The 11,309-nt window shown below is 69.0% G+C and carries 12 protein-coding genes and 1 pseudogene; 7 read left to right on the plus strand and 6 right to left on the minus strand.

Annotated features, from left to right (window positions below; genetic code table 11):
• Positions 1-12 precede the first annotated feature (12 nt).
• The 4 genes and pseudogenes from LZF96_RS23010 to LZF96_RS23025 form a co-directional block, all read right to left on the minus strand.
• Positions 13-879 carry a transposase family protein gene (locus tag LZF96_RS23010; RefSeq protein ID WP_308294269.1) on the minus strand — a complete coding sequence of 289 codons (867 nt, stop codon included), beginning with the start codon at positions 877-879 and terminating at the stop codon, positions 13-15.
• 176 nt (positions 880-1,055) lie between these two features.
• The gene (locus LZF96_RS23015; protein WP_233876146.1) at positions 1,056-1,238 is read right to left on the minus strand and encodes a DUF5302 domain-containing protein; all 183 of its coding nucleotides are present in this window, start codon (positions 1,236-1,238) and stop codon (positions 1,056-1,058) included.
• Positions 1,239-1,414: 176 nt separating this feature from the next.
• A pseudogene (locus LZF96_RS23020) lies at positions 1,415-2,059 on the minus strand (ATP-binding cassette domain-containing protein); the annotation flags it as partial.
• A gap of 270 nt (positions 2,060-2,329) precedes the next feature.
• Complete coding sequence (locus LZF96_RS23025; RefSeq protein ID WP_233876148.1) at positions 2,330-2,665, minus strand: hypothetical protein; 336 nt, start codon at positions 2,663-2,665, stop codon at positions 2,330-2,332.
• Positions 2,666-2,968: 303 nt separating this feature from the next.
• On the opposite strand from LZF96_RS23025, the gene LZF96_RS23030 reads away from it, so the two are divergent.
• The 4 genes from LZF96_RS23030 (at position 2,969) to LZF96_RS23045 (ending at position 7,259) form a co-directional block, all read left to right on the plus strand.
• Positions 2,969-3,805 (plus strand): hypothetical protein, encoded by an 837-nt coding sequence (locus LZF96_RS23030; RefSeq protein WP_233876150.1) that lies wholly within the window; start codon positions 2,969-2,971, stop codon positions 3,803-3,805.
• Entirely contained in the window at positions 3,802-4,140 is a 339-nt protein-coding gene (locus LZF96_RS23035) for a DUF6415 family natural product biosynthesis protein (RefSeq protein WP_233876151.1), read from the plus strand. Before LZF96_RS23030 ends, LZF96_RS23035 begins: the two co-directional genes overlap by 4 nt.
• A 959-nt stretch (positions 4,141-5,099) precedes the next feature.
• The gene (locus LZF96_RS23040; protein ID WP_233876154.1) at positions 5,100-6,131 is read left to right on the plus strand and encodes a helix-turn-helix domain-containing protein; all 1,032 of its coding nucleotides are present in this window, start codon (positions 5,100-5,102) and stop codon (positions 6,129-6,131) included.
• A gap of 312 nt (positions 6,132-6,443) precedes the next feature.
• Positions 6,444-7,259, plus strand: a complete 816-nt coding sequence (locus tag LZF96_RS23045) for an IS5 family transposase (protein ID WP_233876156.1) — start codon at positions 6,444-6,446, stop codon at positions 7,257-7,259.
• 16 nt (positions 7,260-7,275) lie between these two features.
• On the opposite strand, the gene LZF96_RS23050 is transcribed toward LZF96_RS23045, so the two are convergent.
• Positions 7,276-7,731, minus strand: coding sequence for a hypothetical protein (locus LZF96_RS23050; protein WP_308294270.1), 456 nt, complete (start codon positions 7,729-7,731; stop codon positions 7,276-7,278).
• Positions 7,732-7,859: 128 nt separating this feature from the next.
• The gene (locus LZF96_RS23055; protein ID WP_233876158.1) at positions 7,860-9,305 is read right to left on the minus strand and encodes an NF041680 family putative transposase; all 1,446 of its coding nucleotides are present in this window, start codon (positions 9,303-9,305) and stop codon (positions 7,860-7,862) included.
• A gap of 131 nt (positions 9,306-9,436) precedes the next feature.
• Between LZF96_RS23055 and LZF96_RS23060 the strand changes: the two genes are divergently transcribed.
• The 3 genes from LZF96_RS23060 to LZF96_RS23070 all read left to right on the plus strand — a co-directional run bounded on the left by LZF96_RS23060 (position 9,437) and on the right by LZF96_RS23070 (position 11,157).
• Entirely contained in the window at positions 9,437-9,691 is a 255-nt protein-coding gene (locus tag LZF96_RS23060) for a hypothetical protein (RefSeq protein ID WP_233876160.1), read from the plus strand.
• Between the two features lie 78 nt (positions 9,692-9,769).
• Positions 9,770-10,543, plus strand: a complete 774-nt coding sequence (locus LZF96_RS23065) for an ATP-binding cassette domain-containing protein (RefSeq protein WP_267941270.1) — start codon at positions 9,770-9,772, stop codon at positions 10,541-10,543.
• A gap of 155 nt (positions 10,544-10,698) precedes the next feature.
• Positions 10,699-11,157: a hypothetical protein gene (locus tag LZF96_RS23070; protein ID WP_233876163.1), complete on the plus strand. Its 459-nt coding sequence runs from the start codon at positions 10,699-10,701 to the stop codon at positions 11,155-11,157.
• Positions 11,158-11,309: the final 152 nt, after the last annotated feature.

Here is an 11,309-nt window from a genome sequence, read left to right on the forward strand (position 1 = left end):
CGACGGCACCCTCTACGAATCCCGGACACCGAAGAACATCGAACTCGCTGCATAACCCCAACAGCCCCGAACCACCCCAAACCCGACAGCAATGCCTTGACGAAAGACATAGAGGCACCCCCCGCCGACGGGCCTGTCCCGGAGGGTGGTGCCGCGGGATGTGGGTGCGCGGGGCGGTGGTATGCGGTTGTACGTGCCGGGGGCCCGGCTGGTGTCGTCCCGGCAGGTGGCCGCTGTCGTGGAAGCGGTGGGGCAATACGGTCGTGGCCCGCGGGATGTGCCGCGTGTACGGGGACACGGGCCCGGGGGAGACGCTCGCCGGCGAACAGGCGTCGCATCTTCTGCCCGGCCGGGTGCCGGTGTGGCGTGCGGTGGCCGGTGTGGCGTCCGATCTGTCGTAGCTTCGGGCCTCCCGGTGTGCTGTTTATCGATGACGCCCAGCGGCTGACGCCGCAGATGGCGCAGTGCGGTACGGGGGAAACGGGCACGGCCGGCAGGCCGGAGAGGCGGGTGGCCGCATAACTCCCGTGCTACCCGGGATATCTGCCAGGCAAGCCGCACCGTACGGCGCTGATGACTCTCCGGCAGTCCGGGAATCTGCTCTCGGAAGGTCTGCAGCCGACAGATAAGGGCCGGACAGACCAGCCGCCGTACGCGCAGTGCGACGACGATCGGGCGGCCGCCGACCGGTACATCCCACACCGTCCGGCGGTGATAGCCGTACACCTTCGCCGTCGGAGCCCCGCACACCGGACATGGCGCCATCACATCCCGGGTGCGAGCCGTGACCACCACCGCGCCACCGCCGTCCACCACATCCTCGACGACCAGCGCCGACAGCCCGGGAGGCACCGTCCCCACAAAGAAGTCGACATCCATCACAAGATCATGATCAGGGATGGCCACCCAGCGTCACCACCGACTACGGGTCGTTGAATTGACGCACCCCCGGTCAGCGGTGGACGTGCGGGGCGTGTGTCCGCGCAGGGGTCGCGTGGGGAAGAGATGTGCCCTCCCCGGACGGGGAGGACACATCCCTGGTCGACGTGTGGCGCTCAGCCCGTCTTGCGGCGGAAATTCCGCTTTCCTCCGGCGGGGTTGGAGCCGCCCTTGGTGCGGGCCGGGACGTTGCCGTGCGCGGTGCGGGACGCGGTGTCGAGGTTTTTGCGGGCGAGTGCCTCCTGGAACTTGCGCTTGGCGTCGTCGTCGGTCGCGTTGTTCTTCGGGATGTCGGTCATGTCTGCCTCCTGGGGTCGACCATTGCGAGGTCGGCGTGTCGCGGGATGGGACTGCGGTTGACGGGCGGTGAGGCACCGCCCGGGGAGGGGTTTCAGCCGGTCACTGGTTCATCGCGCACCTCCTCCGGCATTGTGTCGCGCAGCTCGCCGTCGAGCATGAGCCGGCGGGTGATGCCGATCGACTCGAGGAACGGCACGTCGTGGCTTGCCACGATCAGTGCGCCTTCGTACGACTCGAGGGCGCTCGTCAGCTGGCGCACGCTCGCCATGTCGAGGTTGTTCGTGGGCTCGTCGAGCGTCAGGAGCCGGGGGGCGGGCTCGGCGAGCATGAGGGCGGCGAGGGTGGCGCGGAAGCGTTCGCCGCCGGAGACCTCGCCGATGGTGCGGTCGAGGCCGATACTGCCGAGGCCGAGGCTGCTGAGCAGGGCGATCGCGCGTTCTTCGACGTCCCAGTCGTCGCCGACGACGGTGAAGTTCTCCTCTGTGGTCTCCCCTGCCTCGATGGCGTGCAGGGCGGTGCGGGTGGCGGCGATGCCGAGGGCTTCGTCGACACGCAGCTGGGTGTCGAACGTGACGTTCTGCGGCGGGTAGCCGAGCGAGCCCGCCGTGCGCACGGTGCCGGAGGCCGGGGTGAGCTGTCCGGCGATCAGCTTGAGCAGGGTCGATTTCCCTGATCCGTTGAGCCCGATCAGGCCGGTCCTGCCCGGTCCGAAGGCGACCTGGAGGTCCTCGAAGACGGGTGTGCCCTCGGGCCGGGTGTAGTGGAGGGCGGTGCAGGTGATGGAAGCGGCAGAGGTCGGAAAGCCGGGGTACACAGACATGGGGGGCCTCGCGGTTGCTCGTTCGAACGTGGTGGGGCAACGCATTCGAGACACCGGGGCGTGGCGACGGCAGGAGAACGGGGGTATCGCTACCCGTGGAGGGGGCTCTGCCGGACTTGAGGGGGAGGACCCTGGGGAGGGACGTCTCGCTCATGTCGAGGTCACACACGGACTGACGCATAGCCGATGAAGCGGCGTTTCATGCGGATCGCAGCGGTGTCTTCAAGACCTCAGACGAGCAACGTCCTACTCCGATCGACGACAACAGGGTCACCATACAATGTATGGGAGGGGGGATGAGTTGTCAACGGTGCCCCTTTCCTCGTTCGTTGTTCCGCCGCCCGCCCCCCGGAGCGGGCGGGCGGCGTGCCTGACCGGGGTGGCGTAGCGGCTGGCGGGGTGGGGCAGGCCCAGACGGGTGCGCAGGGTGCCGGGTGTCTGCGGGCCGGCGGTGCGGCGCAGGGCGGGGGCCGTGGTGGTGAGGAAGGCGTCGCCGGGGCCGCTGAGGTGGGCGATCAGGCCGTCGGCGCCGGAGGTCGTGAGAAGGCTCGCCGGCCCGGCGAGCAGGACCACGTCGGCGGTGGCGGCCAGGGCGGGTCCGTACACGGCGACGACGGGGTGGCCCTGCGGCGGACGGGCGACAGGTCACCGATCTGGCCGACCGTCTGGGCATCTGACCCGCCGGCCCGGGCCCAGGGGGAGGACCGTCCGGGGCGGCACCTCGGTCCGATGACCAGACGGACCCCGGGCCGCCGGGGCACCGAGAACACCGGCATCAGCGGCTTCCTCCGCCGACCGCTGCCGTCCCGGCCCGGCGGACCGATGGTGCACCCGAGCCGCCAGTTCGGGTCCCCACCCACCTCCCGCACTACGGTCACCGCACCCGCGCCCCACCGGGAGGAGACCCCCATGCCCAACCCCGTGACCGTGCCGGAGTCGCCAGTACACCCGGCGATCCGCCTGCCCCGCCACGACGGACTGCTGCTCCTCAAACGCCTGGCCCGCCCCGGCCCGGTCTACGTCGACCCCGCCCACCGGGCGCTGTACTTCCTGCTGCCGCCCACCACCCGGGCAACCCCCACCGCAGCCGTGCCGGGATGGCCGATCCACCGGGTCGCCCCGCCTCCCATGGCGCGCACCGCGCCTCCGGGCCCGTACTGGCTCATCCCCCCGACCGCCACCGACCGCTTCACCCACCCCCGTACCCTGCGCTCCGTTCTGCAGCGCAGCACCCCACCCCGTACCCGGGACGCAGCCCCCGGGATGCCGGTGGTCCTCTACCTCGCCACCCCACCCGATCGCGACCCCGCACCATGGTTGTCCGCCTGCCGCGAAATCGCCGCCCACCAGCGCCGGCACGTGGTCGCCGAACTCACCGACTCCACCACTCGCCCCTCCCGCCCCCGTCTGCGACAGGCCCGCCACCTGATCACCACCGGCCACGCCCGGGGCATCGTCACCCACAACCGAGCCATGCTCGCCACCACACCCGAGGCCCACGCGGACCTGGAATGGTGGGCCGACCGCCACGCCGCATCCATCCTCACCGTCTGGAGCCCCGAACCCGGCACACCGGTCCACGACACCCTCACCGGCCGCAACGGCACCCTCATAGCCATCGAGGAGCACCACACCGCCTGGCTGCGCGCCCCACGCGGCGGCCGGGAATGGACCACCATTCCCCACGCCCTGGCTCCCGCCGAGAACCACGACCGGCCCAGCAACACCCGGCGAGTCCGGCCGTGAGCACCCCCCTGCCGCACCCCGCGGAAGTCCGCCGCGACGTCGAACTCGCACTCGCCCTGGCCAACACCCGATCCACCGGACCGGCCGTCGACGCCCTCAAAGCCCGCCTGCGCGCCCACCTGACCGCGCTCCTCGAACCCGCCCGCCGCTACGCCACCCACCTGGTCGACGACCACGCACGCGCCCGGGCCCACAGCACCATCGAGCACGCCACCACCCAACTGAACCCCACCACGGACCAACCCCCCGCCGACCGTCTGCGCCTCCTGGCCAAGGCCACCGACCACCTCGCCCGCTACGCCGCCGCGGCCCCACCGAACCACACCCGGTCGTAGGCCAAACCACCGTGGACGTCCTGCCCTTCTTCGGGACGCTCGCGGATCGCAACGCAGCCCTCGAGGTGGGCCGGGCTGCGGAGCAGGAGACGTTTCCCGACATGGCCCGGCCTCACCCTCTCCGGTCTTCGTGGCACCTCACCGAGGTGCTCCGAAGGGTGACCCCCCGACCCGGGTGGGACCGGGATCGGGATTATCACGGCGTGATAATCGCCCGACCCGGGCGGCGAACGCCTTTCGGAGCGGCCGAGGATCGCAACCACGGGGTCAGCGTCGCCGGCGGCCGCCCTTCGGGGCGGCCGAGGGGCCCTCATGCCGAGGAGGGGCCCTCATGCCGTGGATATGCTGCGGCTGCTCGGTGCCAGGCTGTGGTTCAGTGCGGGGCGGCGGGGCCGTCAGGCGACCGGTGGCGACGCGCGATGACGCGGCGGAGGTTCTCCGATTCGGTTTCGCGGCGGCGCAGTTCGCTTTCGGTGGGGCCGCGGGAGGCGAGGGCGGGGGCGTCGGTGTGGCGAGGGAGCGGAGCCCGACGCCGCAGCGGTCGGTCGCTTTCCACACCCTGGCAGGGGCGACAGGTGCGGGCCAGATGGTCAGCAGGTGGTGCTCGGTGTCGTGGGCGACTTGATCATGAGTGGTGTCCCGGCCCCGGACACAGACACAGATACGCAGCCGATACCAACCCGGCCCCGCCGCGCTCGACAACGGCGGCACCGGTGGCTCCGCCGGCGCGGGCATCAACGGCCTGACGCGCAGCTGCCCGCGCGGAGTGTGCACACCCACGCCGACGTCGTCCCACCCGCTGGTCTCGGAATCCGGAGCAGGCCGGGTGGAGGGCCGGGTGTGGACCGCAGCGAGGGCGGTCACGCTGATCGGCCGGAAAATCCTGTCACTGTCCGATCCCTTTTGGCACCATTCTCTCCAGGGCGCGCTGTAGGCGCTCCATCGTCACGGGGGGATGCATGGAAACCGTTTTTGACAGCACCGAGTTACCGATCGAGGAACGCACCGACGCCTGGCAGGAAACCCTGTCCCGGGCACTGGTCACCACCCACAACAAGTTTCCCGAGGACGAGCCCTTCACGGCCCGGCTGAAAGCCACTGCCCTGGGACCGGCCCAGCTCTCGTCGATGACCTACACGGGGTTGGTCTCCTGGCGGACGCAGGCACTGATCAGGAAGTCGGATCCGGAGCTGTACCAGATCGCCGTCGTCCGCTCCGGACGGCAGGGCATCGAACAGGAAAGACGGTTGGCCGTCATCGACCCCGGAGACATGGTGCTCTACGACAGCTCACGCCCCTTCGAGGCGACTGTCGCCCCCGGCGCGGAACCATCGACATCGCTGGTCCTGCAGTTCCCCCGACGCCTGCTCCCACTGCCCGAGCACCGGGTCGCCGCTCTCCTCGCCCTGCCCCTGCCCGGAAGGAAGGGAATGGGGCGGATGCTTTCCCGGTTCCTGATGAGCCTCGACGAGGACAGCCACGCATGCACGCCCCGGGACAGAGCCCGGCTGGGGGTCACCGGGCTCGACCTGATTGCCGGAGCCGTGGCACACCACCTCGACCGCGAACAGGACCTGCCCCCGGACTCCCGCCAACATCTCCTGTTCCTGCGCATCACTTCCTTCATCCACGAACACCTGAACGCCCCGGATCTCGACCCGGTCACCATCGCAGCGGCCCATCACATATCCCTGCGCACCCTTCACCGACTTTTCAGCCGGCACGGCACCTCTGTCGCGGCATTCATCCGTCAACAGCGACTGCAACGCTCCCGACGGGACCTGGCCGACCCCCGCCTGAACCACCTCGGCATCCGCGCCGTCGCCGCTCGGTGCGGGTTCTTCCACCCGGCGGACTTCACCCGTGCCTTCCACACCGCCTACGGCATGCCCCCGAGCGAGTACCGCCGTTTCGTGCAGCACAACACGGCCGGCACGCAGCGCAAAGAGGGTGGCACCCAAACCCAAGGCCGCGGCGCCGACAGGGACTAGCTTCTCCTCACGCCAACAATGTCGGCCGCCTCACACGGGGACTGTCAGAGGTAGTTGTCTTTCCGGTCACGTGGTCGCTCTGATCGAACAGGGTCGTGGATCGGGTGAGTTGGCGGCCGTGTGTGCATGAAGAAGGGGCCTCCTGAGTAGCTCGCGGTTGTTGAGTCCCGAGCGGCAGGAGGCCCTGTGTCGCAGTTGTACGTGATCTGCCCTGCGGGGTCCAGCTCGTCCACCCAGGAGTGTGACTGCCTCGCCCACAGGTTCGGGAGCGCGGCTGATCATCCGGACCGCCGACCCCGCTACACCTCGGACATGACGGACGAAGAGTGGGCAGTGGTACGGCTGGCGCTGCCGGTGCCGGCGTGGATGGACGGCCGGGGTGGCCGGCCGGAGAGCTACTGCCACCGGCAGATGGTTGATGCGATCCGCTACCTGGTCGACAACGGCATCAAGTGGCGGGCCATGCCTGCGGACTTCCCGCCTTGGGACCGCGTCTACGCGTTCTTCCGCCGCTACCGCGACAACGCGCTGGTCAGGGAGTTCCACGACCGGCTCCGCGACCGCGTCCGCCGCTTGGAGGGCCGGAATGCCGAGCCGACCGCGGGAATCATGGACTCGCAGTCGGTGAAAGCGGACGCCGTCGTCGGCGCCGGCTCACGCGGCTTCGACGGCGGGAAGAAGGTCAACGGCCGCAAGCGGCACCTGGTCGTGGACTGCCTCGGCCTGGTCCTGATGGTGCTGGTCACCTCCGCCGCCACGACCGAGCGGGAGGCCGCCCGCGGAATGCTTCCCACCCTGCGGGAGGCTTTCCGGAAGCTGCGGCTGGTCTGGGCCGACGGCGGCTACACCGGCCACCTCGTCGACTGGGCCGCCCAGAAGCTGGGCCTGACCCTGGAAGTGGTCAAACGCAGCGACGACACCAGCGGCTTCACCGTCCTCCCGCGAAGGTGGGTCGTCGAGCGCACGTTCGCCTGGCTGATGCGCAGCCGCCGCCTGGCCCGCGACTACGAGAGGCGACCGGACAGCAGCGAAACCATGATCCTTTGGTCCATGACCATGGTCATGAGCCGCCGACTTGCCCGCCGCACGGCTACGCGGCCACAGCCGGACCTCGCACGGGCAGCGTGAACCGGCCCGGCCTCTCCTACATCAGCCATCCCCGTTCCACCAGCCGCTTCATCCTGCCGCGCGCGCCCTCGACCCGGGCCGGAACCGAACTGTCCCATCCCAGCACCACCGCCACCCGCCTCGCCGACAGGCTTCCACCGTCCGCCCCCTCGAAGGCGGACATGATTCGCTGATAGTCCGGGCCGAGGACCTCCACCGACACCCCGTCCTCACGACGGGCCACCGTCCTGCGTGGCTCCGCCGTCGGCACCGGCACCTCGGCGACAGCCGGCCCCGCGGCCTCCGTCACGACGGGCGCCCCCTGCTCGGCCAGCGCCTCGAGATACTGTTCCAGGCCGATCACCCGGTGATTCAGCACCTCTTCCGCCTCCGCGAGCGCCACCCGCACCCGCTCGAACTCGGCCCGCAGTTCCTCGACCCGCACCAAAGCGGCCTTCTCACGACTCTCGAGCACCGCCCGCATCGACGCCATCCGCCACCTCCACGTCACCCAGTACGAACAAGACGGCCCAAGCCTGCCTCGACAGCACGGACATCACGTCTGACCTGCAGAAACTCGCACAACAGATTCGGAAAGGAAACGGCTTCTCAGCTTGACCTTTAACCTCGGCGGGCTCGGTGCTCCTTGATCGACTCGGCGCGTTTGACCGTCTTGCCGACGTCGTGCTGTCTGGCGCGGTGCTTGTTCTTCGAGCCTGCGGGCCGTCCGGGGCCTGGGCGTGAGGGTTTTGGTGCGGCTGCCGGACGGGCTGTGGTCGGCCGGATGTTGCGAAACCCCCGTCGTACCCGGGTGGGGGTGAGGCGGCGGGGTTCGGTTGGCCGTTCCCAGGGGCGGCGGAGGTCCTCGGCGAGAGGACGGGCCAGGCGGAGCTGGGTGTGGGCGGCGATGATGAGCCAGGTCCACAGGTCGGCGGTGTCCGCGTGGCGGATCTTCGGGGCTGTCCAGCCGAGGGTCTGTTTCATGAACCTGAAGGTGTGTTCAAGATCGAATCGGCGGAGGAAGGACTGCCACCAGCGTTCCACGTCGGCCGGTGTGGCGGCGGTTGCCGTGCACCACAGCCAGACCGGTTTCGGGTCGCGGTTGCCCGGCAGGCGCTCGACCGTCAGACGGATCAACGTGCCGTGCAGGATGGGGAGTTCTTCCTTCGTGTGCTCCAGCCAGGGGCCGCGGTGGGTGAGCCGGGGGTGCATCCGGTCCCAGGCCATCGCCTCGGCTTTGCCGTAGCGGGTGGTATCCGTGACCGTGATGACCTCGGGGGTGTGCCAGCTGTCGGGCTTGGCGAAGGTCAGGACGCCCCCGTGTCGGCGCGGCCGTCCGCCCTTCGGCCCGCAGCGGGCGGGGCCTGGGTCGCGGAGCATGACACGGTCCGAGCGCAGGCGTCCGACCAAGACGACGGGCAGGTCCGCCAGGGCGTGGGTGAGGTAGGCGATGTCGTATCCGGAGTCCATGACGATCCAGATCTCGGGATCCCCCTCCTGCCACTGCTGGGTCTGGATCAACCGCTCGGCGATGTCGCGTAGTTGGGCGGCGGTGACGGCGGTTGCGTCGTCCGCCGGGCCCAGGCGTACAGCGTCCAGCAGCGCGACCCAGGAGGTGCGGCCGGTCTCCAGAGCGGCGACGAAGGAGTACGGCCAGCCGGGCACGAACTGGTCCCTGCTGCGGTCACCGCGTCCGTAGACGTGGCAGAAGAGCCGGTTCTCGCTGGTCGGGGAGTCGGGACGGAGCCAGTTGCTGACGTCCACCGCCAGCACGATGCGCCCGTCGACCGCCTTCGGCAGCGGCAGGCCCGCCAGCGTGCGCCGCAACCGCGCCGGCTCGGCCCAGCCCCGGTCCAACGCCGCGTACAGGGCGCCGTGCCCGCGCCGATGCTCGACCGCCAGCGACAGCTCGACCAGTGTCTTCACCGGCCCGTCCGCACACAGCACCGCATCCGTGAGCTCGAAGAGCGCGTCCGCGCGGGCGTAAAGGCACTCGTAGAACTCGACACGAAAGCGGGACAAGACATCGAACGCCTCACTTGTGGGCGCGTGGACCGGGAGACTCATACGCAGCGGCCGTTCTCTCATGCTTGGTGACTCGACATCTCGAAGCGTGGAGAACGGCCGCCTCCGCTGTCCCCAGAAGAACCGCAGATCAGCAGGTCGGGTGACAGGCGAGGTTAAACGTCAAGCTCAGCTTGCCTCTCATCGGCGTGACCGCCGCACCTGCTTCCGCCGAGGTCTCCGCCCAGGCACTGAGCTGCGTGACCAGTGCGGGCAGCACGGGTGGGTGGGCAGAGTGCACCGGCTCCGGCCGTTGGCGCGCCAAGGCCGACTGCGTGGGCGAGTCGGACAAGTACACGTCGTGGGTCAACCAGAACGGTGGCACCACCCGTGTTCACGTCCCCGACTGCACTTTCAGTATCCGGCAGGTTGTCGTCGAGTTGGGCTGACGGAGCATCACAAGTAACGTGCGAGTGCGGGGCGCAGTGGAGTTGCGCCCCGCACCCGCACGACATCAAGGGTCCCATATGAACACGATTGAACTGAGCGATCTCCATCAGGGCTATCGGGGTAAACCCGTGCTTCGCGGCGTCAGCCTCTCACTGGGACACGGTGTGTACGGCTTGCTGGGGCCCAACGGGACGGGGAAAAGCACTCTGCTGCGGGTGCTGGCGACAGCCACTGCTCCGCAACAGGGCACCCTGAGGCTGTTCTCGGGCGAGGTCAGCTCGCGGCGCGACCTGCGGGCCGCACGGCAACGCATCGGTTACCTGCCCCAGAGCTTCGGCTACCCTCCCGCTTTCACAGTCGAGGACTTCGTACGCCACTGTGCATGGCTGAGAGAGATCCCACTCGGCCGAATCCCCGAGGAGACCACTCGGGCTCTCGCCCGCGTGGACCTCCTTGACCAGCTGCGCACACCGATGCGCAAGCTTTCGGGAGGTATGGTGCGCCGAGTCGGAATCGCGCAGGCCACGCTGGGTTCTCCCGCCGTGATCCTGCTGGACGAGCCCACCACCGGACTCGACCCCCGGCAGCGGATCCGGTTCCGGGCCATGCTGCGGGAACTGGGTGAAACCGCCTGTGTGGTGCTCTCCACCCACATTGTCGAAGACCTCGCACACAGCGCACCGCGTATCGGTGTGCTGCACGGGGGCACCGTCGTCTTCGACGGCACCCCGGAAGAGTTGACGGACCTGGCCCATGATGACGCCCCGGGGGACACCCCGCTGGAAAAGGGGTATTCAGTGGTACTGGGGCAGGACACGGACCTTTTCACCTCTTCGGGGGCACACGAATGAAAGGGTTCCTTATTGAGTGGCGACGCAGCCCTCTGCGTTGGTGGTCCCTCCCGCTGATCGGTGTCGCCTGCCTTCTCCTCTTTCCGGCGGGCGCATTCACGCCGGACTCCTGGCCCCGCACCTCAGTGGCCACGACAAGCGCATGTCTGCCCTTCATGGTCGCCGCCATGGCACTGTGCGCGGACAGGGCCGCACGTGCCCCCCGTGTCGGTGGTTCCTCGCCCGTCTTCTCGCGCCCGCTCCATCACGCCGCACTGGCCCGCCTTGCAGCGGATCTCTTCTGGCTCCTCTCCGCATACACCGTGCCCGTCCTCATCCTCTGGGCGGTTACCTGGCGAGCCGGGATCCCCGGCACCCCATGGTTCGAATACCCGGTGTTCGGGATGACAGGAATCATCTTTGCCGCCGCAGTGGGGCATCTGGCAGGAGAACTCACACCCGGCCGTTTCATTGGCCTGATCGCGGCCACAGGGGCGCTCGTACTCTTCCTCTTCGTATTCCCCTCCTCCTCCCCTCTCGCGACCATGGTGCCCTACCAGACCATCTCCGTTGTGAGTTCTCATTTCTCTTGCGGTAGAGAGATCGCTCTGACCTGCGAGGATGCAGATGGCTGAGAGATGCCTCGCTATGCTTTCTCCGTGCGGATCAGGACCTTGAGCTGCAGTACCGCAGGCTTGATGAGAATCCCGCAGATGTATTGAGAATTCCGGTAGCGGCCAGGGGTGTCTGCATGCCTTCGGCTGACGAACCCTTGCCGGTGGGCGTC

The organism is Streptomyces sp. ST2-7A, assembly GCF_021390475.1.
Lineage (GTDB): Bacteria > Actinomycetota > Actinomycetes > Streptomycetales > Streptomycetaceae > Streptomyces.